The organism is Paraburkholderia sp. RL17-347-BIC-D (assembly GCF_046027915.1).
Classification (GTDB): Bacteria; Pseudomonadota; Gammaproteobacteria; order Burkholderiales; family Burkholderiaceae; genus Paraburkholderia.
Map to the genome: position 1 here is coordinate 1 of NZ_JARESS010000020.1, position 25590 is coordinate 25590.

General features: G+C 63.5%; 26 protein-coding genes. 10 read left to right on the forward strand and 16 right to left on the reverse strand.

Annotated features, from left to right (window positions below):
- Window positions 1-112: 112 nt before the first annotated feature.
- Window positions 113-949 (forward strand): TOBE domain-containing protein, encoded by an 837-nt coding sequence (locus tag P0D96_RS24895; protein WP_408315930.1) that lies wholly within the window; start codon window positions 113-115, stop codon window positions 947-949.
- Between the two features lie 24 nt (window positions 950-973).
- On the opposite strand, the gene P0D96_RS24900 is transcribed toward P0D96_RS24895, so the two are convergent.
- The 4 genes from P0D96_RS24900 to P0D96_RS24915 form a co-directional block, all read right to left on the reverse strand.
- Window positions 974-1675, reverse strand: a complete 702-nt coding sequence (locus P0D96_RS24900) for a sulfate/molybdate ABC transporter ATP-binding protein (RefSeq protein ID WP_408315933.1) — start codon at window positions 1673-1675, stop codon at window positions 974-976.
- Window position 1676: 1 nt separating this feature from the next.
- On the reverse strand, window positions 1677-2351 hold the full coding sequence (gene modB / locus P0D96_RS24905) for a molybdate ABC transporter permease subunit (protein WP_132383700.1): 675 nt from the start codon (window positions 2349-2351) through the stop codon (window positions 1677-1679).
- 23 nt (window positions 2352-2374) lie between these two features.
- Complete coding sequence (gene modA, locus P0D96_RS24910) at window positions 2375-3148, reverse strand: molybdate ABC transporter substrate-binding protein (protein WP_408315936.1); 774 nt, start codon at window positions 3146-3148, stop codon at window positions 2375-2377.
- A gap of 134 nt (window positions 3149-3282) precedes the next feature.
- Window positions 3283-3984: a phosphatase PAP2 family protein gene (locus P0D96_RS24915; RefSeq protein ID WP_408315939.1), complete on the reverse strand. Its 702-nt coding sequence runs from the start codon at window positions 3982-3984 to the stop codon at window positions 3283-3285.
- A gap of 412 nt (window positions 3985-4396) precedes the next feature.
- Here P0D96_RS24915 and P0D96_RS24920 point away from each other — a divergent pair, with 412 nt between their 5' ends.
- Together P0D96_RS24920 and P0D96_RS24925 are read left to right on the forward strand one after the other, a co-directional pair.
- Complete coding sequence (locus P0D96_RS24920; protein WP_408315942.1) at window positions 4397-5593, forward strand: extracellular catalytic domain type 1 short-chain-length polyhydroxyalkanoate depolymerase; 1197 nt, start codon at window positions 4397-4399, stop codon at window positions 5591-5593.
- A 107-nt stretch (window positions 5594-5700) separates the two neighbouring features.
- Window positions 5701-5877 (forward strand): DUF3563 family protein, encoded by a 177-nt coding sequence (locus P0D96_RS24925; RefSeq protein WP_132383708.1) that lies wholly within the window; start codon window positions 5701-5703, stop codon window positions 5875-5877.
- A gap of 85 nt (window positions 5878-5962) precedes the next feature.
- Here P0D96_RS24925 and P0D96_RS24930 read toward each other — a convergent pair whose 3' ends face one another.
- From P0D96_RS24930 to P0D96_RS24960, 7 genes are all read right to left on the reverse strand, one after another.
- Window positions 5963-6421 carry a TspO/MBR family protein gene (locus P0D96_RS24930; protein ID WP_408287015.1) on the reverse strand — a complete coding sequence of 153 codons (459 nt, stop codon included), beginning with the start codon at window positions 6419-6421 and terminating at the stop codon, window positions 5963-5965.
- Window positions 6422-6475: 54 nt separating this feature from the next.
- Entirely contained in the window at window positions 6476-7975 is a 1500-nt protein-coding gene (locus P0D96_RS24935; protein WP_408315945.1) for a cryptochrome/photolyase family protein, read from the reverse strand.
- A gap of 218 nt (window positions 7976-8193) precedes the next feature.
- Complete coding sequence (locus P0D96_RS24940) at window positions 8194-8613, reverse strand: organic hydroperoxide resistance protein (RefSeq protein WP_106282649.1); 420 nt, start codon at window positions 8611-8613, stop codon at window positions 8194-8196.
- A 174-nt stretch (window positions 8614-8787) separates the two neighbouring features.
- Window positions 8788-9240: a MarR family winged helix-turn-helix transcriptional regulator gene (locus P0D96_RS24945; RefSeq protein WP_408178494.1), complete on the reverse strand. Its 453-nt coding sequence runs from the start codon at window positions 9238-9240 to the stop codon at window positions 8788-8790.
- A gap of 171 nt (window positions 9241-9411) precedes the next feature.
- Complete coding sequence (locus P0D96_RS24950; RefSeq protein ID WP_132383716.1) at window positions 9412-10218, reverse strand: BPSS1780 family membrane protein; 807 nt, start codon at window positions 10216-10218, stop codon at window positions 9412-9414.
- Entirely contained in the window at window positions 10209-11204 is a 996-nt protein-coding gene (locus P0D96_RS24955) for a homoserine kinase (RefSeq protein ID WP_408178495.1), read from the reverse strand. The genes P0D96_RS24950 and P0D96_RS24955 overlap by 10 nt, the downstream gene beginning before the upstream one ends.
- A 225-nt stretch (window positions 11205-11429) precedes the next feature.
- Window positions 11430-11825 (reverse strand): hypothetical protein, encoded by a 396-nt coding sequence (locus P0D96_RS24960; RefSeq protein WP_132383720.1) that lies wholly within the window; start codon window positions 11823-11825, stop codon window positions 11430-11432.
- A 199-nt stretch (window positions 11826-12024) separates the two neighbouring features.
- Between P0D96_RS24960 and P0D96_RS24965 the strand changes: the two genes are divergently transcribed.
- Window positions 12025-13551, forward strand: a complete 1527-nt coding sequence (locus tag P0D96_RS24965) for an AMP nucleosidase (protein ID WP_012428586.1) — start codon at window positions 12025-12027, stop codon at window positions 13549-13551.
- A 59-nt stretch (window positions 13552-13610) separates the two neighbouring features.
- Here P0D96_RS24965 and P0D96_RS24970 read toward each other — a convergent pair whose 3' ends face one another.
- Together P0D96_RS24970 and P0D96_RS24975 are read right to left on the reverse strand one after the other, a co-directional pair.
- Entirely contained in the window at window positions 13611-14141 is a 531-nt protein-coding gene (locus P0D96_RS24970) for a chromate transporter (protein WP_132383722.1), read from the reverse strand.
- Window positions 14138-14707 carry a chromate transporter gene (locus tag P0D96_RS24975; RefSeq protein ID WP_408287022.1) on the reverse strand — a complete coding sequence of 190 codons (570 nt, stop codon included), beginning with the start codon at window positions 14705-14707 and terminating at the stop codon, window positions 14138-14140. Before P0D96_RS24975 ends, P0D96_RS24970 begins: the two co-directional genes overlap by 4 nt.
- 97 nt (window positions 14708-14804) lie before the next feature.
- On the opposite strand from P0D96_RS24975, the gene P0D96_RS24980 reads away from it, so the two are divergent.
- Entirely contained in the window at window positions 14805-15722 is a 918-nt protein-coding gene (locus P0D96_RS24980; protein ID WP_408315949.1) for a transcriptional regulator GcvA, read from the forward strand.
- 65 nt (window positions 15723-15787) lie between these two features.
- Here the strand turns inward: P0D96_RS24980 and P0D96_RS24985 are convergent, their stop codons facing one another.
- Window positions 15788-16531: an LOG family protein gene (locus P0D96_RS24985; protein ID WP_106282655.1), complete on the reverse strand. Its 744-nt coding sequence runs from the start codon at window positions 16529-16531 to the stop codon at window positions 15788-15790.
- A 1-nt stretch (window position 16532) separates the two neighbouring features.
- Between P0D96_RS24985 and polA the strand changes: the two genes are divergently transcribed.
- The 3 genes from polA to P0D96_RS25000 all read left to right on the forward strand — a co-directional run bounded on the left by polA (window position 16533) and on the right by P0D96_RS25000 (window position 21764).
- Window positions 16533-19274 carry a DNA polymerase I gene (gene polA, locus P0D96_RS24990; protein ID WP_408315951.1) on the forward strand — a complete coding sequence of 914 codons (2742 nt, stop codon included), beginning with the start codon at window positions 16533-16535 and terminating at the stop codon, window positions 19272-19274.
- A gap of 165 nt (window positions 19275-19439) precedes the next feature.
- Window positions 19440-20789 (forward strand): NAD(P)/FAD-dependent oxidoreductase, encoded by a 1350-nt coding sequence (locus P0D96_RS24995; protein WP_408315954.1) that lies wholly within the window; start codon window positions 19440-19442, stop codon window positions 20787-20789.
- 102 nt (window positions 20790-20891) lie between these two features.
- Window positions 20892-21764 (forward strand): dienelactone hydrolase family protein, encoded by an 873-nt coding sequence (locus P0D96_RS25000; protein ID WP_132383730.1) that lies wholly within the window; start codon window positions 20892-20894, stop codon window positions 21762-21764.
- A gap of 102 nt (window positions 21765-21866) precedes the next feature.
- Here the strand turns inward: P0D96_RS25000 and P0D96_RS25005 are convergent, their stop codons facing one another.
- Window positions 21867-22736 carry a sulfurtransferase gene (locus P0D96_RS25005; protein ID WP_132383732.1) on the reverse strand — a complete coding sequence of 290 codons (870 nt, stop codon included), beginning with the start codon at window positions 22734-22736 and terminating at the stop codon, window positions 21867-21869.
- A gap of 213 nt (window positions 22737-22949) precedes the next feature.
- Window positions 22950-24056 (reverse strand): aromatic ring-hydroxylating oxygenase subunit alpha, encoded by a 1107-nt coding sequence (locus P0D96_RS25010; protein ID WP_408315958.1) that lies wholly within the window; start codon window positions 24054-24056, stop codon window positions 22950-22952.
- A gap of 285 nt (window positions 24057-24341) precedes the next feature.
- Between P0D96_RS25010 and P0D96_RS25015 the strand changes: the two genes are divergently transcribed.
- Together P0D96_RS25015 and P0D96_RS25020 are read left to right on the forward strand one after the other, a co-directional pair.
- The gene (locus tag P0D96_RS25015) at window positions 24342-24650 is read left to right on the forward strand and encodes an exodeoxyribonuclease VII small subunit (RefSeq protein WP_007178839.1); all 309 of its coding nucleotides are present in this window, start codon (window positions 24342-24344) and stop codon (window positions 24648-24650) included.
- Window positions 24647-25528, forward strand: a complete 882-nt coding sequence (locus P0D96_RS25020; protein ID WP_408287033.1) for a polyprenyl synthetase family protein — start codon at window positions 24647-24649, stop codon at window positions 25526-25528. Before P0D96_RS25015 ends, P0D96_RS25020 begins: the two co-directional genes overlap by 4 nt.
- Window positions 25529-25590: the final 62 nt, after the last annotated feature.

Below are 25590 nucleotides of genomic sequence, written 5' to 3' on the forward strand. Positions count from 1 at the left end.
AAGTATCCCATCTATCCCGCTTCGAAGTCGGCTGGCCGCGCGGCCGGTGACGCGGGTCTGCGTCGCTATAATGATTCGTCGTCCTTTCCTCGCTCATCGACTGCTCCTCGCCATGACATCCGACCACACCGATCCTTCCCGCGACAATCTCGAGCTCGGCGGTTCCGTCTGGTTTCAGGCGGGCGCGCAGACGCTCGGCGGCGCGTCGCGGATCGCGCTGCTCGCGGCGATCGGCGAGACCGGCTCGATCACCAGCGCGGCCAAAGCCGTCGGCATGAGCTACAAAGGCGCGTGGGATGCCGTCGATACGATGAACAATCTCGCCGGCGAGCCGCTCGTGGTGCGCCTGACCGGCGGCAAAGGCGGTGGCGGCACCACGCTGACGCCGCGCGCCGTCAAGCTGATCGAGACGTTTCGTGCGGTGGAACGCGAGCATCGGCGCTTTCTCGAACGCGCGGGCGCGGCGATCGAAGGATTCGCGACGGACTGGGATCTGATCGGCCGGATCGGCGTGAAGACGAGTGCGCGCAATCAGCTGTATGGCACGGTGTCGGCGATCACGCGCGGCACCGTCAACGACGAAGTCGTGCTGACGCTGCCCGGCGGCCATGCGATCGTCTCGATCATCACGCATGAAAGCACCGAGACGCTGGGCCTCGTCGAGGGCGCCGCGGCGTTCGCGTTAATCAAGGCGTCGTGGGTCGTGCTGCTCGTCGGCAGCGAAAGCGGCGCGCCGCTCAAACTCTCGGCGCGCAATCAGTTGCGCGGCACGGTGCAGAGCGTGAAGCGCGGCGCGGTCAATGCCGAGGTCTCGCTGGTGCTGGATGGCGGAGCGGTGATTACCGCGGTCGTCACGAATGAGAGCGTCGACACGCTCGGCCTCGTGGAAGGCGGGAGCGCCGTCGCCGCGTTCAAGGCGTCGAGTGTGATTCTCGGGGTAAAGGACTGAGCGCGCGAAACGCTAACGATCGAGTCAAGGCTCGCTGCGCGCATAGCCGGCGAACGGATGATCCTCGCGCACGCAGCCATCGCTGACCTGCACGACCTGATCGCCGAAGGCGGCGACATCGTCGGGATCGTGCGTGATCAACACCATCGGAATATCGAGCCGGGTCTGCAGATCGGACAACTCGCGGCGCATGCGCTGACGCAAGACGCTGTCGAGCGCCGAAAACGGTTCGTCCAGCAACAGCACCTGAGGTTGCGCGACGAGCGCTCGCGCCAGCGCCACGCGCTGCTTTTGTCCACCGGAAAGCTGCGCCGGATGGTTGCCCGCCACGCTCTTCAACTCCAAGGCATCGAGCCAGTAATCGATCTGCGGATGCGCGATTTGCTTGCGCGGATTGAGCCAACCCTGCTGCAAACCGAAGCCGATGTTCTGCCGCACATTCAGATGCGGAAATAGCGCGTAGTCCTGAAACAGATAGGCGAGCTTGCGCGCCTGCGGTTTCAGATCGACGCCGCGCACGCTGTCGAACAGCGCGTTGCCGTGCAGCGTGATCGAGCCTTCGTCGGGACGCAGCAGGCCGGCGATAGCCTGCAACGTCAGACTCTTGCCCGCACCCGACGGCCCGAACAGCACGACGCGTTGCGAGGTCGCGTTGAAGGCGACATCGAGCGTGAAGCGGCGCTCGGCGCTCTGGAAGGTCTTGCGGATGTCGACGGCGAGCAGCATATCAACCTGACTTCAACAACGTGTGCTGCGGCACGAGACGCCCCGCGAGCAACAGGATCACGACACACGTCACCGAGGTCACGAGCACGAGGAAATTCGCGGTGCTGTCGTCGCCGGCCTGCACGGCTGAATACACCGCTACCGACAGCGTCTGCGTGCGTCCCGGCAGATTGCCCGCGATCATCAGCGTCGCGCCGAATTCGCCGAGCGCCCGCGCGAAAGCCAGCAGGCCGCCGGCGAGAATGCCGCGCGCGGCGAGCGGCAGCGTCACGCGAAAGAACACGGCCGTCTCGCTGACGCCGAGCGTGCGCGCGGCGCGCTCGAGTTGCGGATCGACGGCCTCGAAGGCGGCGCGCGCCGATTTGAGTACGAGCGGAAACGCCACGACCGTCGACGCGATCACCGCGCCCTGCCAGGTGAACACCAACTGGATATCGAAGCGGTCGAGCCAGCCGCCGATCACGCCACGCCGTCCGAGCAGAACGAGCAGGTAATAGCCGAGCACGGTGGGCGGCATGACGAGCGGCAGCATCAGCAGCGAGTCGATCACGTCGCGCGCGCCGGAGCGCCAGCGCGACAAACCGAAGCCCGCCGCGACGCCGAATACCAGATTGAGCGCGGTGGCCCAGCCCGCCACTTTCAACGACAGCAGAAGCGGAATCCAGGCCTGTTGCATGAGCGTGCGTCGTCCCGGTGAAGTTAGTGCGCGGGCTTGAAGCCGTACTTGGCGAGCACGGCCTGGCCGGCCGGCGACAGCACGAAGTTCATGAACGCTTGCGCGTCCGCTGCGTGGCGGCTGCCTTCCACTTGCGCGATCGGATAGGTGATCGGCGTTTGCGTCGGCACGTTGAGCGCGACCTTGACCTTGTCCGGCATGACGGCGGCGTCGGTGCTGAACACGAAGCCGGCGTCGACTTCGCCACGCGACACATAGTCGAGGCTCTGACGCACGTTCGAGGCCAGCACCGCCTTCGCGCTCACCGCATCCCACACGCCCGCGGCCTGCAGAGCGCCCTGGGTGTATCGGCCGACCGGCACGGAAGCCGGATCGCCGTACGCGACGCGCTTCACGCTCGCCGAAGTCAGATCGTTCAGAGCGGTCGGCGCGAAATGGCTGTCGGTCGGCACGATCAACACCAGTGAATTAGCGGCGAAGTCGCGGCGCGTGGCCGGCACGATCACTTTTTCGGCGGCGGCCTTGTCCATGGCCTTTTGATCCGCGGACGCGAACACGTCGGCGGGCGCGCCCTTGGCGATCTGCTGCATCAGTACGTCGGAGGCGCCGAAGTTCAGCAGCACCTTGGTGCCCGGATGCTGCTGCTCGAACACTTCACTGACCGCCTTGAACGCGTTGGTCAGGCTGGCGGCGGCGGAAACCACCAGTTCGTCGGCGTGCGCGTTGGCGCTGATGGCGACGGAGACAGCGCTGGCGACGAACAGCGCTTGCTTCAGAAGGCGGTGGCAGAGTGTCATGAAGGATTGGAAGTCCGGCGTGAACCAGATCGGCGGGTTAAAACGCTATCGTAATATATGAAAGGTTATAACGGTGGCCCATGACAATTATTCAGCCGTGCGCATGAAGCGGCTCGTCGAACAACGGGGATGATTCAGGCGCCGGACGAATGCGGCGGCGCCAGCGTGTTGAGCGTTTGCGACAGCGGCGCCGTGGCCGGACGGACATCGCGTACCGCCTTCCACTTCGCGCGAATGAACGGCCGGTCATGACCGGACACTTTCAGCGCGATATGCGTGACCCAGCGCTGCGTCGGCACATGCACGCCGTGCACCAGCACCGCGAGGATCATCATGCTGACGGCGACGGGCAGAACCGACAGCCGGCCCGGCTCCGCATGCCACGCGAGGCGGACGAACACCAGCGCCGCCAAGGCGCCGGTCAGGCAGCCGGTAATGGCTTCAGACGGCGAGTGAGCGCTCAGCACGACGCGCGACAACCCCACCGCGATCCCCGCGGCAAGGCCGAGCAGCACGCCGGCCAAACGGATGCCCGGACGCGCCGGCAACAGTATGAGGAACAGCACGACGGGATAGACCGCGGTGGACAGCATGGCATGGCCGCTGACGCCGGTGAAGTCCAGCTCTCGCACGCCGACACCCCAGCCGAGGAATGCCAGCTTCGTCACCGTCACAATGCCGATGGCTGCGCCGAGCAGTAGCAGCCAGCCCGCCGCCATCCGCCATGTGTAGCCGACCGCCAGCCACACCGCGATGGCAAACGCGAGCGGCAGCGTCATGCCGGCGCCGCCGAGGCTGGTGATCGAATACCAAAGGTGGGCAGGTAAATCGGGCATGGCAAAAAGCGCGACCAAGGCCGCGTAGAATCGGGTTGGTGGTGGGCTAACGCGCGAGCGGCGCAAATCGCCGACTCGGCCGGCGCGGCGTAAGTCGCGCGCGGCAAAGAATCAACCGCCAGTATAGACGGGTGCTGCAGGGCGGCGCGCCGCGCACGTAGCTTTTTGCCGCTTAACGTTAGCTGACGAACAAGTGATAAAGATTCGGCCGACAAATGGCAGATAAACAGCGGACGAGCCTTGCCGGGCTTTGACGCCAGCCTCGTGACAAGGTTCGCCGAGCGGAAAATTCGGTCCCGGATAGGATTCCAGGGTTCCAGCATCGCATGAGGATTGGTGTTATTGTGCATTGCACAACAAAGCGCCGTTCTACCGGACGGACCCTGTCCCTTTTTGCGAGGTTTTTCCGCCAATGGCAAAAAGTCTATCGAAAATCTGGCTGCGCGGTCTGAAGCGGCTGCTCGCGATCCAAACCGAGCACGCCCGCAAATCCACCAAGCGCACCACGACGCGACCGGCCCGGCCCGCCACCAGTAAGCCGTCCACCAAAGTTCGCCCGGTCAAGCTGGATGCGGTGGTGCGTGCGCCCGCCAAGCGCGAAGTGCCGCGCGCCGCCGCTCGCGAGTCGCGGGTGCGTCCACGCGCGTCGGCATGGGCGAGCGGCTCGTGGACGCGCTCGTTCCACTCGGCGCCCGCCGCGCCCGGCCGGCTCGTCAATCATCTTCAGTACGGCTTGTACGTCCCGACGGGCCATGCGCTCGAGGCCATGCCGCTGGTGGTGATGCTGCACGGCTGCACGCAGTCGATCGACGAATTCGCCGAAGGCACGCGGATGAACGTGCTCGCCGACCGCTTCGGCTTTGCCGTGGTTTATCCGGAACAGTCGAAGCACGTGCACTCGCACCGCTGCTGGCATTGGTACGACGCCGGCGATAGCGCCGGCGGTGCCGAAGCGCGAGCGGTGGTGTCGCTGGTGGACGCCTTGGTCGCGCAGCATGGTTTCGACAGCGAGCGCGTGTACGTCGCCGGAATCTCCGCCGGCGCCGGCCTGACGGCGCTTCTGGCCGTCAACTATCCGGAGCATTTCGCAGCGGTCGCGCTGCATTCCGGCCCCGCTTTCGGCGAGGCGCGTTCCGGCGTCGCGGCGATGGACGTGATGCGGCGCGGCGCGCGCCGCGAACCGGCCGAACTGGTCGACGAAACCGCCGACGTGGCGCGTTACCCCGGCATGCCGGCCATCATCATCCACGGCGACGCCGACCATGTGGTCTCGCCGATCAATGCCGACCAGCTGGCCGTGCAGTTTCTCCGCCTGAACCGCATCGTCGACCAGAACGGCGCGCGCAAATCCGGTGAAGTCCGCGAGGACCGCAAGGGCGGCGTGGTCATGCGCGACTACCTGCGCGGCGGGCGGCGCGTGGTGCGGCTGTGCCGTGTGCAAGGGCTTGCCCATGCCTGGAGCGGTGGTGACGACGCCGTGCCGTTTCATTCCGCCAAAGGTCCTGACGCAAGCGCCATGGTGTGGGAATTTTTCAAGCACCAGCGCCGCACAGGCACGGGTCGTATCGCGGAAGCGGACGCCGCAGCGGCCTCAGCGGGCGCACGGTGACGTTGGAGCAACACTTCGAAATGAGTGCTGGCGCGTCCCTAGGGTTTTCCCTATAATACGGGTTATCCCTTAGGCGTTAACGCCTAAACTCATTGCCGAGGTTGACCATGTATCTGCTTAGCCGCCTGTTTCTGTTTCTGACCAAATCGCCCGATCAACTCGCGAAAGAACGCGCTGACGCTTTCCTCGCCGAAGCAACGGATCTGTACGATCTGGAATTCCGTATGCGTAAGCTGGACCGTGAGGCGAACCTTCGCCAACCGTCGTGGATGAGCCAGCACTAAGCTGCGCAAGACAAAAACATCGGCGCGGATTGCGACGCCGGTGTTCGGGTGAGGCGCCCAAGCTGTCGCAGATTGTCGCAAGCGCTCAGACAGCCGGATTCAATTGCCACAACGCGTGATTCAACACCGCGGCGAACGCCACCCAGGCGACATAGGGCATCAATAATCCGCCTGCCCAGCGGTCTCGTCGCCAGAATGCGCATGTCAGCGCGACGATCAATATCAGCAGTATCAAAATATCGGCCAGCGCCACGCCCGGTCGATGCAGGCCGAAGAAGAGCCACATCCAGGCCGCGTTGAACAGCAACTGCACCAGCCATAAAACGATCGATGCGCTCAGGCCGTCGCGTTTCCACACGCGCCAGGCGGCAATCGCCATCAGCACATACAGCACCGACCACGCCGGCGGGAACACCCAGTCCGGCGGATTGAACGCGGGCTTTTGCAGCGCCACGTACCAGGCGTCAGGCAAAAACCGGCTCGCAACGAACGCGGCTGCGAACGCCAAAACAAGAAACACCAGCAGCGACGGCAATCGGCGCATCCCCGAGTCTCCTTCAGATATCTGGAATCAAAGCAAAGCGGCGTAAGCGGGTGCTCACTTGCCGAAACGGGCCAGCGTACGCGCCCGCGCTTCGGCATGATCGACGATCGGTGCCGGATAGTCCTTGCCCAATACCACGTCGAATTCCGCGAGCCGGTCCGCTCCCGCCAGCCACGGCGCGTGAATCCACTTCGACGGCAGCTTCGCGAGCTGGGGCAAATAGCGTTTGATAAAGCGTCCTTCGGCGTCGAATTTTTCGGACTGCGTGATCGGATTGAAGATCCGGAAATAAGGCTGCGCGTCGCATCCCGTCGACGCCGCCCACTGCCATCCGCCGTTATTCGCCGAGAAATCGAAGTCGTTCAACTGTTCGGCGAAGTACCGTTCGCCGAGCCGCCAGTCCACGCCCAGATCCTTCACCAGGAAGCTCGCTGTCACCATCCGCAAGCGGTTGTGCATATAGCCGGTGCGGTTCAATTGCAGCATCGCGGCGTCGACGAGCGGGTAGCCCGTGCGGCCGTCGCACCACGCGGCGAACGCTTCGTCCGCCTCCGGGCCCTGTTCCCAGCGCAGCCGGTCGTACTCTTCCTTGAACGACGCGCCGCTTGCGAGCCGCGGATGATGCGCCAGGATCATGAAGTAGAAGTCTCGCCAGATTAGCTCCGACAGCCACGTCGCGGAGCCTTGCCCGTCGGGTTGCAGCGACATCTCGTGGGCGAGGCGCGCAAGTGTGCGAATCGAGACCGTCCCGAAGCGCAGATGCATCGACAGGTAGCTCGGGCCTTTGGCGGCGGGGAAGTCGCGCCGGTCCTTGTAGCTGTCGATACGCGTCGCGAAGTCGTCGAGCAGATGCTGCGCGCCGCTCATGCCGGTGGGCAGGTCCAGTTCCGCCAGGTTGCTCGGCGCAAAGCCGAGTTGAGCGAGCGTCGGTAACCGGCGGTCCAGCTTCGACGGCGGCGCGGCCAGATGCTTCGTGTAGGTTTCCACGGGATACGGCTTCAGATCGAAGGCCGTCAGTTGCCTGAGCCATGCGTTCTTGTACGGCGTGAACACCGTGAAAGGCTTGTTCTGGCCGGTGAGCACCTCGTCGCGCTCGAAAATCACCTGATCCTTGAACGTCAGCCACTGGCGTCCAGCTTCAGCGAGCCGCTCGCGGACCGTCTCGTCGCGCTCGATGGCGACCGGCTCGTAGTCGTGATTCGCGAAAACCGCGTCCACGCCGAGTTCGTCGGCGAGCTTCGGCACCAGGTCGCTGGGGTCGCCGTACAGCACGATCAAGCCGCCGCCATTGGCGCGTAATGCTTCATCCAGTTCGCCCAGCGCCGCAAGAATCAACTCGATGCGGCGATCCTGCGGCTGCGTATCGGGATGACGAGCCTGCCACGCGTCGACCAGCGGCTGCAGGATCGTCGTGTCGAACACGAATACGCACCACACGCGCTCGCAATGCTTGAGCGCGTAGTAGAGCGCGGCGTTGTCCGTGCTGCGCAGGTCGCGGCGAAACCAGACCAGACCGGTGTCGAAGGAGTCGTTCAGTTGTCGGACGCGTGTCATCAGGAACGTGGAGAGTGGAACTAAGTTGGATGCCCGCGCTATCGCCGGCCGAGAGCGCTGCAAGCCACGGTATGGCCCTGCGTCGCACATCGCATGCCGCGTCCGCAAACGGCACAGCGCCCGCCCCTATTGTGCAGGGTGCGGGCGCCGTGCGTGGCAGGCGGTGAGGTTTTCCGCGCCGCTCAAGCGGTTCTTTAGCGATGCATCGAATCCGTCGCTTACGCGATTTGCAAACGGACGTCGACGTTGTTACGCGTGGCGTTCGAGTACGGGCAGACCTGATGCGCTGCGTCGACCAGTTCCTTCGCCGCGCCGGCGTCCAGACCCGGCAGCGAGACGCGCAGATCGATGTCGAGTGCGAAGCCGCCCTTGTCGTTCGGGCCGATGCCGACTTCCGCCGTGACTTGCGTGTCCGCCGGCAAGGTCTGCTTCTTCTGGCCTGCGACAAACTTCATGGCGCTCAGGAAACACGCCGAGTAGCCTGCTGCAAAGAGTTGTTCCGGATTCGTACCTGCTGCGCCGGTGCCGCCCAGTTCACGCGGTGCTGCCAGCTTAACGTCCAATGCATTGTCCGACGATACTGCACGGCCGTCGCGGCCACCGGTGCTCGTTGCGCTTGCTTTGTAGAGGATGTTCATGGTGCTATTCCTATGTCTGGGTTGTCAGGATCTGCAAATTTGCCGCTCTTTGCCGAGCCCGCCGTTCTGGCGGAGCGCTGTCGCAGCGGCATGTGAGTAAGATAGTACACAAATCATTTGTGTGCAAATGAATTTTTGCATCATAGCGATAGCGCACGTTTTGCAACGGGCCGACTAGAGGTCCATGTAATCGTTGAGGGTGGTGCGCAGGCGAGTCAGGTCGTCGCGCAAACGCAGCAGAAATTCGGGCGTCTGCTGGGTTGCGCACAAGATTTCCGCGGGCACTTCGCGCGCCTGGCGCTTGAGCGCCGAGCCGGCTTTGGTGAGCCGGATATATACGAGACGCTCATCTTCGACGCCGCGCACCCGCTCCAGCAGCCCTTGTGTCTCGAGGCGCTTGAGCAGCGGCGTGACCGTCGCCGAGTCGAGGTTCAGGCGCGCGGCCATGTCTTTGACCGTGACGTCGTCGCTCTCCCACAGCACCAGCATGGCCAGATATTGCGGATACGTCAGGCCCAGCTTGTCCAGTAGCGGCTTGTACGCCTTCGTCATGGCAAGCGAGGTCGAGTAGAGGGCGAAGCAGAGTTGCTCGTCGAGCGTGAAGGGCAAAGCGGGGCGCTGGGTCATGGTGCATCTCGTATAAAAGAGCGTGCAAATGGATTGCGCGCAAACCATTGTGCCGCAAATCGGCACAGTTTGACGAGTGCAGCTGGAGATTCAGGAAACGGCGAGGGCATGCGCTGCCGAGAGGGCAGCACAGGCGCGGGCGCCAGAACAGCGCCCGCGCCCGAACGGAACTCAAGCCGCTGGTGTGGTCGGCAAGTCCGGTGCTTCGGGCGTTTGCACGCCAAAGCAGCCGCGATAGGTCGCGTAGAACGAGCAGTACAGCATCGTGGTGACGATCATCGTGGCTGGCATCAGGATCGCAAACGCGAAGTCGCCCGCGCCCAGCGCCTGCATCAGCGCCGACAAGCCGAGCGACACCGTCAACGCCACCGCGAACCACAGCGCGCCGAACACGATAAACGCGCCGCGGTTGCGCCAGCAACTGACGAGGCTGAAGAACATCGCCTTGACGGGCGGCACGTCATGCCACGCGGCGAGAATCGGCGAGAACCAGAAAATCATCGCCACCGGAATGTAGACCGCGAAGGCCGTGATCACCGCCAGCGGGATATTGCTGTTGGCGATCGCGTCCTGATCCATCGCGGCGGCGCCGAGCATGACCTTCAGCAGCATGCCGCCGTCGGCGAGTGCCGAAGCGGCCAGCACCAGCGCCATTGCGACGACGTAGAGCACGCCGAGCACCAGCAGCCGTTTGGCGACCACCGGGCCGTACGAGTGAAAACCATCCACCAGAATGGTCGGAAACACCGGTTTGCCGGCGATCGTGTTGCGGCACGCCGCCATGAAGCCGACCGCGACGCCCGGAATGAAGGCCAGCGGCAACACGCCGCCGACCACCGGAATCTGCGACACGAGCGTCATCACCAGCAGATAGGTGAAGAACAGCGTCAGGAACGCGAGCGGGTTCTTGCGGAACAGCCAGATACCCTGCCGGAACCACACATAGCCGGCTTTCGCGGGGACTTCGATCAGTTGCATGAGGTATGGATGCCTGGAAGTGCAACGCCGGTTAGGCGTTCGCGCAGAATGCGCTCGAAATGGCCGGGGTCGTGCGGTTTGAGCAGTTCGGCCGCGCGCGGCAAATGAAAATCATACAGGCGCGAGACCCAGAAGCGGTACGCGCCCGCTCGCAGCATGTCGCCCCAATGGCGGTTTTCTTCGACGGTGAAGGGGCGCACGGTCTGGTAGGCGCGCAGCATGGCTTCGGTGCGCGCGTCGTCGAGTTTGCCGGTGGCGAGGTCGACGCACCAGTCGTTGACCGTTACCGCCACGTCGAACAGCCACTTGTCGCAGCCGGCGAAATAGAAGTCGAAGAAACCGCCGAGGCGCACTTCGTGGCCCGTGTCCGGCGCGGCGTGCGCGAACATGGCGTTATCGCGGAACAGGTCGGCGTGGCAGGGGCCTTCGGGAAGCGCGGCGTAATCGGCCGAGGCGAAGAAGGCTTCCTGATGCGCCAGTTCGGACGACAGCAGATCGCGTTGCTCGCCTTCCAGAAACGGCAGGATGGTCGGCACGGTTTCCTGCCACCACGGCAGGCTGCGCAGATTCGGCTGATAGCCCGTGTAGTCGCGTCCTGCCAGGTGCATGCGCGCCAGCATTTGCCCGACTTCGATGCAGTGTTCGACGCCCGGCGCCAATTCCGGCGCGCCCTCGAGCTTGGTCACGATGGCGGCGGGCTTGCCATGCAAGGTGCCGAACAGCGCGCCGTCTTCGCGCGGCATGGGGTCCGGCACCGGCACGCGATGCGCAGCCAGATGCCGCATGAGGTCGAGATAGAACGGCAGTTGTTCGGCCGTCAGCTTTTCGAAAATCGTGAGGACGTATTCGCCGCGCGTCGTCGTCAGAAAGAAGTTGCTGTTCTCAATACCGGAGGAAATGCCGCGAAATTCGACGACGTCGCCGAGATCGTAATGGCTCATCCATTCTGCAAGTTGGGGTTCGGTGACAGCGGTGAAGACAGCCATGCGGGAAACGTCAGATCAGGTTGGTCGGGCTGGCGCGGTGCGGCCAGTGCGATGTGCGGCAAATTCGGTATCGGAAAAGCGTTCTTGCGGGGCCGTGAAACGCTGCGGCATTTCAACGCCTTACCACCAGCGTGAGACCCGGCAAGCAGACTGAGGCCCGGGACGGCGCCTCGCGGGCGCCTGGATCGGGGCGGCCCCCACACCGGGGCGCCGCCCCGGCATGCATCAATAGGCCAGGTGCACCGACGGCAAACGCGTGCTTGCACGGCCGTTGTCGCGCACGGTGGGCGACGTGTCGAGCGGCGCGCTCATCTGATAGCGCGTGCCGAGATTCGAATGCACGTTGATTTCGACGGGCTTGCCTTTGTCGCGGTATTCGGTGATTTCGGTGCCGTTGGCGCTGCGTTCGTAGAAGCTCGGCGTGCGCGGGACGTTGATTTCAACCTTCGAGCTGACCTCGGCGGCCGGACGATTGATCTTTTCCAGATCGGGCAAACCGGCCCGTTCGTTGGCGGACTGGGGCGCGCCGGGAGCCGGTGTATCGTCGACAGGCTGGGCAGCCATCGCGGCGTTGCCGAAGGCGAGGGCCAGCGCAACGGCGACGGGAAGGAGCGGCTTCATGGTGATTCTCCAATATGGTGCCCCGATTCTAGCAAATCCCACCTGGTCCTCGGGCGCGATCGCCTTATTTTGCGCCGCTTTCGTGCGGCGTGCGCGCAATCTTGCGAGCGGTGCCGTAGCGTGTGTTGCAGCACCGCCAGGTGATTTGGCGAGTCACGGTTCCGTGGTAATGTGGCCTCATCATTAGAGGCGAATGAAGATGAACAACGATACCAATCAACGCGCGGTGCAGACTCCCGCCAACAGCTTCCCAACCGAATCCTTCGACGACGCGACCGAGGCCGTCACCCGCCTCTCGGCGATCTACGAAGCGAACACTTCGTTTCTGCGCGACGCCTTCGCGCGCTATCGCCGCAACGAACTGTTCGAACGCCGGGTACGCGCCTGCTATCCGTTCGTGCGGGTGTGCACCGAGGTCAACACGCATATCGACTCGCGCCGTTCATATGGCTTCGTCGCGGGTCCGGGCGTGTTCGAGACGACGGTCACGCGGCCCGATCTGTTCGGCAACTACTATCGCGAGCAATTGCGCCTGCTGGCAAAGAATCATCACGTGCAGATCGAAGTCGGCGTGTCGGACCAGCCGATTCCGATTCATTTCGCTTTCGCCGAAGGCATTCACCTGGAAGGCGATCTGGATCGCGAGCGCCTGTTCCTGATGCGCGATGTGTTCGACACGCCGGACCTGGCGCTGCTCGACGATCGTATCGTCAACGGCACGTATGAACCGCTGCCGGGCGAGCCGCATCCGCTCGCGTTGTTCACCGCGGCGCGGGTCGATTTCTCACTGCATCGGCTGAAGCACTATACGGCGACCTCGCCCACGCATTGCCAGAACTACGTGCTGTACACGAACTACCAGTTCTATATCGACGAGTTCGTCAAACTCGGCCGCACGATGATGGCCCATACCGACGACGAGGAACTGCGCGCCTATCGCAGCGAATATACGTCGTTCGTCGAGCCCGGCGACGTGGTCACGTACAACGCGAATCTCGGCGAACAGGAGCAGGAAGGCACGGCGCCGCCACGTTTGCCGCAGATGCCCGCGTATCACCTGAAGCGCGCGGACGGCAGCGGCATCACGATGATCAACATCGGCGTCGGGCCGTCGAACGCGAAGACCATTACCGATCACATCGCCGTGCTGCGCCCGCATGCGTGGATCATGCTCGGCCACTGCGCGGGCTTGCGCAATACGCAGCGTCTCGGTGACTATGTGCTGGCGCACGGCTATGTGCGCGAGGATCACGTGCTCGACGACGACCTGCCGCTGTGGGTGCCGATTCCGGCGCTCGCCGAAGTGCAGGTGGCGCTGGAGCGCGCGGTCGCACAGGTCACGCAACTGGACGGCGTCGAACTGAAGCGCGTGATGCGTACGGGCACGGTGGCGAGTGTGGACAACCGCAACTGGGAGTTGCGCGATCATCGCGAGCCGGTGCAGCGGCTCTCGCAAAGCCGCGCGGTTGCGCTCGACATGGAGAGCGCGACGATTGCCGCGAACGGCTTCCGTTTCCGCGTGCCTTACGGCACCTTGCTGTGCGTGTCGGACAAGCCGTTGCACGGCGAATTGAAGCTGCCCGGCATGGCGGATCAGTTCTATCGCGCGCAGGTCGATCAGCATCTACAGATCGGCGTGAAGGCGATGGAGCTATTGCGGATGAACGGGCTGCATCGTTTGCATAGCCGCAAGCTGCGCAGCTTCGCGGAAGTCGCGTTTCAGTAAGCGGCTTCTTCGACAGACGAGGGCGAGCGCCGCTTCGGCGCGCTCGTGCTCGATCAAAGTCAAAGCTGCCCGAAGCCCGCTAGCCCGATCAAACTGCCGACCGCCAGAAGCCACAGTGGATGAATGCGCGTCGTCATCGCCATGACAACGGTGAAGGAGGTGATCGCCCACGCGATGGCCGTCGTGTTCGACGCTTCGGCAATCAGCGCCGCGCTCGCCGCGATGATGCCGGCGGTCACCGGCATCAGTCCCAACTGCGCGTAGCGACGCCACGGGCGGTCCTTGAATCGCTCCCATGCATGCACCGCGAGGATCGTCACCAGCGACGACGGCCCGAACTTCGCCACCGACGTCACCAGCATGCCCGCCCAACCGGCCACGTGCCAGCCGATCAGCGTGACGATCATCAGATTCGGCCCCGGCGCGGCTTGCGCGAGTGCGAATAGCGCGCTGAATTCGCTGGCCGGCATCCAGTGATGCACATCCACCACCTGACGCTGCATCTCCGGAAGAATCGTATTGCCGCCGCCGAACGCGAGCAGCGAAAGCTGACTGAAAATAACGGCGAGGGCAATGAGCGTCTCGTTCATCGTGCCCTCCTCGACGCGATATAGATGCTGAGCGGCGTCAACACCAGCATGGTGGGCAGAAGCGGCAGCCGCATGATCGCAATCGCAATGAAGCCGAGTGCCGCGATGAGCGCGGCCATTGGGCTACGCCGCAGCGGCAGCAGGATTTTCACGGCCATCGCGATCAACAGGCCGGCCGCGGCGGCGGCAAGACCCGCGAAAAGATGGCGAACGTACGGGTCGTTTTGCGTGTGCTCGTACAGCACGCCGAGGCCGATCACCACCAGCGACGGCCCCGCGATCAGTCCGAGCAGGCCGGCCAGCGCGCCCGGCACGCCGCGAAAGCGCATGCCCATCGCCACCGAGAGATTGATCACGTTGCCGCCCGGTAAAAACTGGCAGAGGCCCAGCAAGTCGGTGAATTCGTCGGCGCTCAGCCAGCGGCGTTGTTCGACCAATGCGCGCCGCGCCAGCGGCAGTGCGCCGCCAAAGGAGATCAGCCCGAGGCCGAGAAAGCCGCCGAAGATTTCCCGCAATGTGGGCGTAGGCGCCAGCACGGGCTCGGACGAGGTGAGATCGTGGTCCATATTGGTTAGCTTCCAGTTCAAGCTCAGGAGGTTAGCGCCGAACCGGCGTCGAGCAAAACGATTTTTGAGCACCGCCTTGTGATCTAGAATCACAAGCATGGCCCGAAACCTTCCTCCTTTTCCGGCGCTGCGCGCCTTCGAAGCCGCGGCGCGGCATGAGAGCTTCACCGCCGCCGCGAACGAATTGCATGTGACGCACGGTGCAATCAGCCGGCAGGTCGCCGCTTTCGAAACGTGGCTCGGCGTGCAGGTGTTCGAGCGTCGCGGCAAGCGCGTGCGCCTGACCGATGACGGGCGCCGCTACCTGTCCACCGTTCGGGCTGCGTTCGACAGCATCGCGCTCGCGACGGATCAACTGCGTGACACCGGCGTCGTCCGTGTGCTGCGCGTGAATGCGTTGCCCACTTTCGCGATGAAGTGGCTGCTACCGCGCCTGCATCAGTTCCAGCGCAAGGTGCCGAATGTGGAGCTGAGATTGGCGACCTCGAACGCGCCGGTCGAGACGCTGGATGGCTTCGACGTCGCGGTGCGGCGCGGTCCCGCGCATTGGGCCAACTGCGCGAGCGGCCATTTTCTCGGCGAGACCGAGATTCCGGTGTGCAGTCCCGCGTTATTGCAACGTTCGCCGATCAAGGTCGCCGACGATCTCGCGCGGCACGTGCTGCTGCATTCCGATACGCGTCCGGATGCCTGGCGCAACTGGTTATCGGCGGCTGGGGTGACGGCGAAATGCCGGAAGAAGCAGTCGTTCGATCACTTCTATCTGGCCTTGCAGGCCGCGGTGGATGGCCTCGGCGTGGCGCTCGGCCCGTTGCCCTTGCTGGCGGATGAACTGGCGTCGGGACGGCTCGTGGTGCCGCTGGCGGGTCCGCGTATCGATGCACGCGGCTACTGGTGGGTGGCGAGACGCGAGGTCGCGGATGCACCGCTAGTGGCGCAGTTCTGCGAATGGCTGCAAGCGCAAGGCGATCAAATCGATAAAACGGAAACGGGCAGCCTCGAGGCTGCCCGTTAGCGTGCGCGTGTTCATGCACTGCGTTGCCTTGCGTTCACCTCGCGCAAGAGCGCGAAGCGGCAGCCTCACAGATAGAACATCCGGTCTTCGTCCGACTTGGTTGGCTGCGGCTCGGTTTCTTCGCGGTCTTCATAGAACTTCAGCACCGCTTCGAGCACCTGGTCCGGATCGTCGATGACCTGCATGAGGTCCATGTCGGTCGGATTGATCAGGCCCATTGGCGTGAGCGAGTTCTTGAACCACGCAAGCAGGCCTTCCCAGAACTCGGCGCCCACCAGAATGATCGGCACATGGCGCGACTTCTTGGTCTGGATCAGCGTGAGCACTTCGGCGAGTTCGTCCAGCGTGCCGAAGCCGCCGGGCATCACGATCACCGCGTCCGAGTTCTTCACGAACGTGACCTTGCGCGTGAAGAAATGGCGGAAGCGCAACGAGATGTCTTGCCACTGATTGCCCGATTGCTCGTGCGGCAATTCGATGTTCAGGCCGACCGAAGGCGCCTTGCCCGCATGGGCACCCTTGTTGGCCGCCTCCATGATGCCCGGGCCGCCGCCCGAGATCACGGCGAAGCCGGCATCCGAGAGCTTGCGCGCGATTTGCGTGGCAAGTTTGTAGTAGGGCGAGTTCGGCTTCAGGCGCGCTGAACCATAGATGCTGACAGCCGGACGAATCTCCGAGAGGTACTCGGTCGCCTCGATAAACTCTGCCATAATCGTGAACATCTGCCACGATGCGCGGGCCTTTTTGGCCGTTGCGCGCTCTTGATCTGCGAGTGATCGCAGACTCGGAATCACTTTTCTCTTAGTCATAATGCCTGAAGAACGAAGCCTTGAAGGTAAGACCCTGCTATTGGTCGACGGTTCGAGTTATCTGTACCGGGCCTACCATGCGATGCCGGATCTGCGCAGCCCCGACGGTGGTCCGACGGGTGCGCTCTACGGGATGATCAACATGCTGCGGCGCATGCGCAAGGAAGTCACAGCAGAGTATAGCGCGTGCGTGTTCGACGCCAAGGGCAAAACGTTTCGCGACGACTGGTATCCCGACTATAAGGCGAATCGCCCGTCGATGCCGGACGACCTCTCGCGCCAGATCGAGCCGATTCATGTGGCCGTGCGCGCGCTCGGCTGGCCCTTGCTGATGATCGAAGGCGTCGAGGCCGACGACGTAATCGGCACCCTCAGCACCGAAGCGGAAAAGCGTGGCATGAATGTGATCGTGTCGACGGGTGACAAGGATCTGGCGCAGCTTGTGTCGGATCATGTCACCCTCATCAATACGATGACTAACGAAACGCTCGACCGCGCCGGCGTGCTCGCCAAGTTCGGCGTGCCGCCGGAGCGCATTATCGACTACCTGTCGTTGATCGGCGATACCGTCGACAACGTCCCCGGCGTCGAGAAATGCGGGCCGAAAACAGCGATCAAATGGCTGACGCAATTCGAGTCGCTGGATGGCATCGTCGCACATGCGGACGAAATTAAAGGTGCGGTAGGAGACAATCTGCGCAGAGCGCTCGATTTTCTGCCAATGGCGAGGAAACTCGTCACGGTCGAGCGCAACTGCGATATGACCGACCATATCGTGTCGATCGAGGAAAGCCTGCAAAGCCGGCCGGAATCGCGCGAGGAGTTGCGCGACGTGTTCACGCGCCACGGCTTTAAGACGTGGCTGCGCGAAGTAGAAATCGCGGACGCCGTGGAAGGTCCGGAAACGGATGTGGCGCCGGCTTTGTCGGTGGATCATGAGCGGCACTACGACACAGTGCAGACGTGGGAGCAATTCGACGCATGGCTCGAGAAGATCAACGCGGCCGAGCTGACCTCGTTCGACACGGAAACCACCTCGCTCGACCCCATGACTGCGCAGATCGTGGGCCTGTCGTTGTCGGTTGAAGCCGGCCGGGCGGCGTATGTGCCGCTCGCGCATCGCGGCCCGGACGCGCCCGTGCAATTGCCGCGCGACGAAGTCCTCGCGAAACTCAAGCCGTGGCTGGAAAGCGCCGAGCACAAGAAGGTCGGTCAGCATCTCAAGTACGACGAGCAGGTGCTGGCGAACTACGGCATTGAAATGCGCGGTGTCGAACACGACACGCTGCTGCAATCGTACGTGGTCGAATCGCATCGCACGCACGACATGGACAGCCTCGCGCTGCGCCATCTCGGCGTGAAAACCATCAAGTACGAAGAGGTCGCGGGCAAGGGCGCAGGGCAGATCGGCTTCGACGAAGTCGCGTTGGACAAGGCCGCCGAATACGCGGCGGAAGATGCTGATATCACTTTGCGGCTGCATCAGGCGCTGTATCCGCAAGTGACTGCGGAGAAGACGCTCGAGTACGTCTATCGCGGGATCGAACTACCGACCTCGCGTGTCCTGCGCAAGATGGAGCGCACCGGCGTGCTGATCGACGCGGAGAAACTGCGTCAGCAAAGCAGCGAAATCGCCACGCGTCTGATCCAGTTGGAAAGCGAAGCGTATGTGCTGGCCGGCGGCGAATTCAATCTGGGCTCGCCGAAGCAGATCGGGCAGATCTTCTTCGAGAAGCTGGAACTGCCGGTGGTCAAGAAGACGCCGAGCGGCGCACCGTCCACCGACGAAGAAGTGCTGCAAAAGCTCGCCGAAGACTATCCGCTGCCGAAGATTCTGCTTGAGCACCGTGGCTTGTCGAAGCTGAAGTCGACCTACACCGACAAGCTGCCGCGCATGGTCAACGCCACCACGGGCCGCGTGCATACGAACTATGCGCAGGCTGTGGCGGTCACGGGGCGCCTTGCATCGAACGACCCGAACCTGCAGAACATTCCCGTGCGCACCGGCGAAGGCCGCCGTATTCGCGAAGCGTTTATTGCACCGCCCGGACACAAGCTGGTCTCCGCGGATTATTCGCAGATCGAACTGCGCATCATGGCGCACATTTCGGGCGACGGATCGCTGCTGCGCTCATTCTCGCAGGGCGAAGACATTCACCGCGCCACCGCGGCGGAAATCTTCAGCGTGACGCCGCTCGAAGTGTCGAACGATCAACGCCGCGTGGCCAAGGTCATCAACTTTGGTCTGATCTACGGCATGAGTTCGTTTGGACTTGCCGCGAACCTCGGCATCACGCGCGACGCAGCCAAACTCTATATCGACCGCTATTTCGCGCGTTATCCGGGCGTGGCGCGTTATATGGACGAAACGCGTGTGAGCGCCAAGGCCAAGGGTTACGTCGAGACGGTGTTCGGCCGCCGCCTGTGGCTGCCGGAGATCAACGGCGGCAATGGTCCGCGCCGTCAGGCCGCCGAGCGCGCCGCGATCAACGCGCCGATGCAAGGCACGGCCGCCGATCTGATCAAGCTCTCGATGATCGCGGTGCAGGACTGGATCGAAGCCTCGAAGATCGGCACGCGCATGATCATGCAGGTGCACGATGAATTGATTCTCGAAGTACCGGACGCGGAATTGTCCGACGTGCGCAAGCGCTTGCCCGAGTTGATGTGCGGTGTCGCCGACCTGAAAGTGCCGCTGGTCGCCGAAGTGGGTGCCGGCCTGAACTGGGAAGAAGCGCATTGACGTGCGTGTGACGGGACGCGATATCGTCGTGCGCATGTCACACATGCGTATTGATGGCTTGTGACAACCCGTGCTGCTCGCGGACAATCGCTGAAAGACGGCGCTCATGTGAATCCTCATGGGCGCCGAACGACGCATAACCCATCGGCAAACACGGAGAGTTCAATGCATCGTTTTATCGTGGTTGGCGGAGGCGCGGGGGGATTGGAGTTGGCGACGCGTTTGGGCGATCGCTATGCACCCCACAAGAGCAAGGGCGGTGTGCGGGCGCAGGTCACGCTCGTCGACCGCAATCCGACTCATATCTGGAAGCCGCTCCTGCATGAAGTGGCGGCGGGCAGCATGGACCCGTTCACGCAGGAACTCGAATATGCCGCGCAAGCGCGCTGGCACGGCTTCGAATTTCAGCAGGGCGAACTGACGGGACTGGACCGCGCGAACAAGCGCCTCACGCTCGGCACCGTGCTCGACGACGACGGCGCCGAGTTGCTGCCCGAACGCCAGCTCGAATACGACACGCTGATCATCGCGATCGGCAGCACGACCGCCTTCTTCGGCGTCAAAGGCGCGCCTGAATTTTCCCTCGCACTCGATACGGTCAGCCAGGCCGAGCGTTTCCGCAAACGCCTGATCGCGGCATGCATGCGCGCTGAGCATCAAGTGCATGAACCGGTCGAATCGGGGCCGGGCACGTCGTCCACGGGCGAGCCGCGCATTCAGGTGGCGATTGTCGGCGGCGGCGCGACGGGTGTCGAACTGTCGGCGGAATTGCGTAACACCGCGCAGGTGTTGTCCGCATACGGCTTGCATAAGCTCGATCCGCGGCATGACGTCGGCATCGTGCTGATCGAAGCGGGGCCGCGCATTCTGCCGGCTTTGCAGGAACGGGTCTCGACCGCCACGGCCGAGCTGCTCACCAAGCTCGGCGTGAAGCTGATGATCGGCGAAACCGTGGCCGAAGTCGCGCCCGGCATGATCCGCACCGCGAGCGGCAAAACGGTGCGCGCCGATCTGACGGTGTGGGCGGCCGGCATCAAGGCGCCGGCGATTTTGAGCGAACTCGACGGCTTGCCGGTCAACCGGCTGGGCCAGCTCATCGTGCGCCGCACGCTGCAAACCCAAACTGACGACAACGTCTTCGCGCTCGGCGATTGCGCCGCCTGTCCGTGGCCGGGCAACGAGCGCAACGTGCCGCCGCGCGCGCAGGCGGCTCACCAGCAGGCGAGCTTTTTGATGAAGGCGCTGGCGGCGCGGCTCGAAAACAAGCCACTGCCGGAGTTCACTTATCGCGACTTTGGGTCGTTGGTGTCGCTCGGGCATTTCAGCGCGGTCGGTAATCTGATGGGCGGGGTGATCGGCGGCAATATGCTGATCGAAGGGCTGTTCGCGCGCTTCATGTATATGTCGCTGTACCGGCTGCATATCGCCGCGCTGCACGGCTACGCGCGGATGGTGCTCGATACCTTCGCGCACTGGTTGCGCCGCACCACGCTGCCGCGGGTCAAGCTGCACTGACGTGCGCCGATGCGCCCGGCCGGCCCGGGAACGTTGCATCTGCAACAGGATGCGTGTCAGGCGTATCCTGTTGCCTCCAACGTTCAATCGAGGAGTGCCCGCATGCTGAAACCCGATATCGACAGCCTGGTCCCGCACGTCCCCTTCAACCGACGTACTTTCATTAAAGCCGCGCTCGGCACCGGCTTCGCCGCCGCCGTGCTGCCCGTCTCGGCGCAAACCATTCATACCGATACTGACGGCCTCGAAGCCGGCGAAATCGCGGTGCGCTCCGGCGACACGCTGGTGCCGGCGTATCGCGCGCAGCCGAAGGGCAAGACGCACTTGCCGGTGATCATCGTCGTGCACGAGATTTTCGGCGTGCACGAGCATATCGCCGACGTGTGCCGGCGCTTCGCCAAGCTGGGCTATCTCGCGATCGCGCCGAATCTTTTTGAACGGCAGGGCGATCCGACCGTTCATGCAAGCATGCAGCAGATCAGCGCGCTAGTGGTCAGCAAGGTGCCGGACGACCAGGTGATGGGCGATCTCGATGCCACCGTCGCCTGGGCCGGAGAGCATGGCGGCGATCTGAACCGGCTTGGCGTGAACGGCTTTTGCTGGGGCGGGCGGATTGCGTGGCTGTACGCCGAACATAACCCGCGACTGAAGGCGGGTGTCGCCTGGTACGGACGGGTAACGGGCGAAAAGAACGCGATGATGCCGGCGAATCCGCTCGATCAGGTCGCGCAACTTCATGCGCCGGTGCTGGGGCTTTACGGGTTGCAAGATCAGAGCATCCCGCAGGACACGCTCGAACAGATGAAGCAGGCCATCGCGCAAGGGCCGCAAGCGGGCCGTGGTTCGCAGTTCGTCGTGTATGACGATGCGGGCCACGCGTTTTTCGCGGATTACCGGCCGAGCTACAAGAAGGCCGATGCCGAGGATGGTTGGCGCCGTGTGCTGGTGTGGTTCAAGCAGCATGGGGTGGCTTGAGGCGGTCCCCGCTCCCTCGCTTGCGATAAAAAAAGGCCGTTGCCGCTTTCGGGGCGGCAACGGCTTTTTGCTAACGACGTGCTGTGGCTTTCGCTGGGACGCTCAAGGATTCGGGCCCGTCGCGATGGGCCGCTTCGGGTCGGAACTCCACTCGCTCCACGATCCCGCATACAACGCGGCGCCGTGCAGGCCGGCAACTTCCATCGCCAGGGCATTCACGCATGCCGTCACGCCCGAGCCGCATTGCAGCACCACGTGTTCCGGCGGCGTGTCGGCGAGCAGCGCGTGGAATTCCTCGCGCAACGTATGAGCCGGTTTGAAGCGGCCGTCGGCGGTGAGGTTGTTCTTGAAGAAGCGGTTGAGCGCGCCGGGAATGTGGCCGCCGACGCGATCCAGTGTCTCGTTCTCACCGCGATAACGATCGTCTGCGCGGGCGTCGACCACCACGTGTTCCTTCGAGCCGAGATTGCGCTCGACCGTTTGCGCATCGACCGTGACGGACAGCGGCGCGCCTGCCTTGAAGTCGCCGGTGTTCTGGGCCGGCGCGTCCTGCGTCAGCGGATGACCGCCGGCTTCCCATGCCTGCAGGCCGCCGTCGAGCAGCGCGACCGCGTCGTGACCGAGCCAGCGCAGCAGCCACCATGCACGGGCGGCGTACATGCCGCCTTGCGCATCGTACGCGACGACCTGCTGGCCCTGCTTCAGGCCGCGCGACTCCAGCGTCTCCACCAGCCGCGCACGATCCGGCAGCGGATGGCGGCCGTTGTGACCGTTCTTCGGCCCCGACAGATCGCGATCGAGATGCAGGTAATGCGCGCCCGGCAGATGCCCGGCCAGATAGGCTTTTTCGCCGGCTTCCGTGTCGGCCAGATCGAACCGGCAGTCGATGACGAACACGCTGCCCGGCGCGGCGGCAAGCCGTTCCGCGAGATTGGTCGCGGAAATCAGAGTGGTGTAGTGAGTGTGGGGCATGACGTCTCCTGTCGATCAGAGTTAGCGCTTTAGCGCTCGCTCGGGTCCCATGCAAAGCTCGATGCGGGCGATGGCGGCTCCGCTCGGCGGCTTGGCGCCGCCTACGGATGGCCAAGCTATCTTCTAAGTCTAAACAAAAAAAGACGGGTCGAAGCCCGTCTTTCCATGCATTGATGCTGCCGGAAGAATCTGGTGAATCTGGTTCGGCGCCACTCAGATCGTACCGAGTTCGCGCCGCAGGAATTCGTGGAAGTGCTGCATGCCATCTTCCATCGGGCTCTGATACGGGCCGACCTGCGATTCGCCGCGATTCATCAGCGCACGGCGGCCGGCGTCCATGCGTTCCGCGATCTCGTCGTCTTCGCGGGCCGTTTCCATGTAGGCGGCGCGTTCGGCTTCGACGAACTCACGCTCGAACAGCGCGATTTCCTCAGGGTAATAGAACTCCACCACGTTGGTGGTTTTCTGCGGACCGCGCGGAATCAGCCAAGACACCACCAGCACGTGCGGATACCACTCGATCATGATGCCCGGGTAGTACACCATCCAGATCGCGCCGAATTCAGGCGGATTGCCGCCGCGAAAGCGCAGCACTTCGTCGTGCCACTTGCGGTACGTGGGGCTGCCCGGCTGCTCAAGATCCTTGTGCACGCCGACCGTCTGCACGCTGTACCACTCGCCGAACTCCCACGTCAGGTCGTCGCAATTGACGAAGCTGCCGAGGCCCGGATGGAACGGCGCGACGTGATAGTCCTCCAGATAGACCTCGATAAAGGTCTTCCAGTTGTAATTGCACTCGTGCACTTCGACGTGATCGAACATGAAGCCCGAAAAATCGAAGTGTTCCTTGGTGCCTAGGCGCGCTAGATCGCGCGCGACGTCGCGCCCCTGCGCTTCGAACAGCAGGCCTTGCCAGTTCTGCAGCGACGTGGCGCCGAGATTCAGGCAGGGGTTATCCGCAAAATGGGGCGCACCGAGGAGCTGGCCGTTCAGATCGTACGTCCAGCGATGCAGGGGGCAGACGATGTTCTCCGCCTGGCCGCGGCCGTTGAGCATGATGGCTTGCCGGTGGCGGCACACGTTCGACAGCAGTTCGACTTGTGACTGCTGGTTACGGACGAGCACACGCCCTTCGCTCTCGCTCGGCAAAGCAAAATAATTCCCCGCTTCGGGCACCATGAGATCGTGGCCGATATAACGAGGACCTTTCTTGAAAAGGGTTTCGATTTCGCGCGTTAGAAGCGCTTCGTCAAAGTAAGCCGTGACTGGCAGCTGGCTGTGGACAGACCGCAACTGCAATGCATTGCTCAGATTGGACATTCCCACTCCCGTGAAGACGTGAAAGCAGTGAACAACCCAACCATCGAAGATTCGATTTAGGGAGCCCGCAATTATACCCGTTTCCCCTTCTTTGGGGCCGTTAAGTGCCTGATTTGGGTCAAAAATCTCAGGAAAGTTCGGCTTTTTCGCCGCAGACCGATCGTTTTTTTTCTGCGAGACTGCTAGGACGGCGCGCAGCGGGAAGGCGGGCGTAGGGCGGCGGGCGGCTCGGAAATATCGCTTTTGCCGTAGAATGTCCGACTTGTTTTAATTTTGCGACTATTCATGGCGAAGACCGCGTCGAAAGATACTGCTGCCACGCCAGCCGAAGGCGTCGACACCACGCCGCTGCCCGAGAATTACGAGGCCGCCCAGGCGGAGCTGGAAGGGCTGGTTGCACGCATGGAAAGCGGCAATCTCAGCCTCGAGGAATCGCTCACCGCCTACCGGCGCGGCGCGGCTCTCGTGGCGTTTTGCCAGCAGCAGCTCGAAAAGGTCGAGCAGCAGGTGCGCGTGCTCGACGGCGAGACGCTCAAGCCGCTGCCCATGAATACCGCAGGCACAGCCGCTACTGAAAGCGGGGACGACCTATGACATTCGAACAATGGATGCGCTCGGTACTGGAGCGCGTCGAAACGGCACTGGAACATTACCTGCCGAGCGAGGCAACCGAGCCCGCCACGCTGCATGAGGCCATGCGTTACGCGGTGCTGGGCGGCGGCAAGCGGGTTCGCCCGCTGCTGTGCCACGCGGCCGGCGAGCTGACCGGCGCGCGCGCCGAGTGCCTCGACGCGGCGGCGGCAGCGCTGGAAATGATCCACGTGTACTCGCTCGTCCACGACGACATGCCGTGCATGGACGACGACGCGCTGCGTCGCGGCAAGCCCACGGTACACGTCAAATATGACGAAGCGACGGCATTGCTGGTCGGCGACGCGCTGCAATCGCAGGCGTTCGTCGCGTTGACGTCGGACGTTCTGGCCCCGGCGCAGCAGGCCGCGCTGGTGCGCGAACTGGCGCTGGCGAGCGGCTCGATCGGCATGTGCGGCGGGCAGGCCATCGATCTGGCGAGTGTCGGCCACACGCTGACGCGCACGCAACTCGAAACCATGCACCGCATGAAGACCGGCGCGTTGCTGCGCGCCGCGGTGCGCATGGGTGCACTGGCGGGCGAAACGCCGGATGCGAACGCCATGCGTTCGCTTGACGCGTATTCGGCCGCTGTCGGCCTCGCGTTTCAGGTCGTCGACGACATTCTCGACGTCACGACCGATTCCGCGACGCTCGGCAAAACGGCAGGTAAAGACGCGAAGGACGGCAAGCCGACCTACGTGTCGATTATTGGGCTCGACGCGTCGCGCGCGCTCGCAGCGCAGCTGCGCAGCGACGCTCACGCCGCGCTGGCGCCGTTTGGCGCACGCGCGCAGCGTCTTGCCGAATTGGCCGACCTGGTGGTGAACCGGGTTAGCTGAACGCGAAAGCCCGCCGCCGCGCGCCTCCGTTGCGAAGCGCATGTATGAAGTGCGGGCGCGTA

What these genes read in the sequence shown, in the direction of transcription:
- P0D96_RS24895 (WP_408315930.1), top strand. Translation starts at nt 113, where the DNA reads ATGACATCCGACCACACCGATCCTTCCCGCGACAATCTCGAGCTCGGC.
- P0D96_RS24900 (WP_408315933.1), bottom strand. Translation starts at nt 1,675, where the DNA reads ATGCTGCTCGCCGTCGACATCCGCAAGACCTTCCAGAGCGCCGAGCGC.
- modB (WP_132383700.1), bottom strand. Translation starts at nt 2,351, where the DNA reads ATGCAACAGGCCTGGATTCCGCTTCTGCTGTCGTTGAAAGTGGCGGGC.
- modA (WP_408315936.1), bottom strand. Translation starts at nt 3,148, where the DNA reads ATGACACTCTGCCACCGCCTTCTGAAGCAAGCGCTGTTCGTCGCCAGC.
- P0D96_RS24915 (WP_408315939.1), bottom strand. Translation starts at nt 3,984, where the DNA reads ATGCCCGATTTACCTGCCCACCTTTGGTATTCGATCACCAGCCTCGGC.
- P0D96_RS24920 (WP_408315942.1), top strand. Translation starts at nt 4,397, where the DNA reads ATGGCAAAAAGTCTATCGAAAATCTGGCTGCGCGGTCTGAAGCGGCTG.
- P0D96_RS24925 (WP_132383708.1), top strand. Translation starts at nt 5,701, where the DNA reads ATGTATCTGCTTAGCCGCCTGTTTCTGTTTCTGACCAAATCGCCCGAT.
- P0D96_RS24930 (WP_408287015.1), bottom strand. Translation starts at nt 6,421, where the DNA reads ATGCGCCGATTGCCGTCGCTGCTGGTGTTTCTTGTTTTGGCGTTCGCA.
- P0D96_RS24935 (WP_408315945.1), bottom strand. Translation starts at nt 7,975, where the DNA reads ATGACACGCGTCCGACAACTGAACGACTCCTTCGACACCGGTCTGGTC.
- P0D96_RS24940 (WP_106282649.1), bottom strand. Translation starts at nt 8,613, where the DNA reads ATGAACATCCTCTACAAAGCAAGCGCAACGAGCACCGGTGGCCGCGAC.
- P0D96_RS24945 (WP_408178494.1), bottom strand. Translation starts at nt 9,240, where the DNA reads ATGACCCAGCGCCCCGCTTTGCCCTTCACGCTCGACGAGCAACTCTGC.
- P0D96_RS24950 (WP_132383716.1), bottom strand. Translation starts at nt 10,218, where the DNA reads ATGCAACTGATCGAAGTCCCCGCGAAAGCCGGCTATGTGTGGTTCCGG.
- P0D96_RS24955 (WP_408178495.1), bottom strand. Translation starts at nt 11,204, where the DNA reads ATGGCTGTCTTCACCGCTGTCACCGAACCCCAACTTGCAGAATGGATG.
- P0D96_RS24960 (WP_132383720.1), bottom strand. Translation starts at nt 11,825, where the DNA reads ATGAAGCCGCTCCTTCCCGTCGCCGTTGCGCTGGCCCTCGCCTTCGGC.
- P0D96_RS24965 (WP_012428586.1), top strand. Translation starts at nt 12,025, where the DNA reads ATGAACAACGATACCAATCAACGCGCGGTGCAGACTCCCGCCAACAGC.
- P0D96_RS24970 (WP_132383722.1), bottom strand. Translation starts at nt 14,141, where the DNA reads ATGAACGAGACGCTCATTGCCCTCGCCGTTATTTTCAGTCAGCTTTCG.
- P0D96_RS24975 (WP_408287022.1), bottom strand. Translation starts at nt 14,707, where the DNA reads ATGGACCACGATCTCACCTCGTCCGAGCCCGTGCTGGCGCCTACGCCC.
- P0D96_RS24980 (WP_408315949.1), top strand. Translation starts at nt 14,805, where the DNA reads ATGGCCCGAAACCTTCCTCCTTTTCCGGCGCTGCGCGCCTTCGAAGCC.
- P0D96_RS24985 (WP_106282655.1), bottom strand. Translation starts at nt 16,531, where the DNA reads ATGACTAAGAGAAAAGTGATTCCGAGTCTGCGATCACTCGCAGATCAA.
- polA (WP_408315951.1), top strand. Translation starts at nt 16,533, where the DNA reads ATGCCTGAAGAACGAAGCCTTGAAGGTAAGACCCTGCTATTGGTCGAC.
- P0D96_RS24995 (WP_408315954.1), top strand. Translation starts at nt 19,440, where the DNA reads ATGCATCGTTTTATCGTGGTTGGCGGAGGCGCGGGGGGATTGGAGTTG.
- P0D96_RS25000 (WP_132383730.1), top strand. Translation starts at nt 20,892, where the DNA reads ATGCTGAAACCCGATATCGACAGCCTGGTCCCGCACGTCCCCTTCAAC.
- P0D96_RS25005 (WP_132383732.1), bottom strand. Translation starts at nt 22,736, where the DNA reads ATGCCCCACACTCACTACACCACTCTGATTTCCGCGACCAATCTCGCG.
- P0D96_RS25010 (WP_408315958.1), bottom strand. Translation starts at nt 24,056, where the DNA reads ATGTCCAATCTGAGCAATGCATTGCAGTTGCGGTCTGTCCACAGCCAG.
- P0D96_RS25015 (WP_007178839.1), top strand. Translation starts at nt 24,342, where the DNA reads ATGGCGAAGACCGCGTCGAAAGATACTGCTGCCACGCCAGCCGAAGGC.
- P0D96_RS25020 (WP_408287033.1), top strand. Translation starts at nt 24,647, where the DNA reads ATGACATTCGAACAATGGATGCGCTCGGTACTGGAGCGCGTCGAAACG.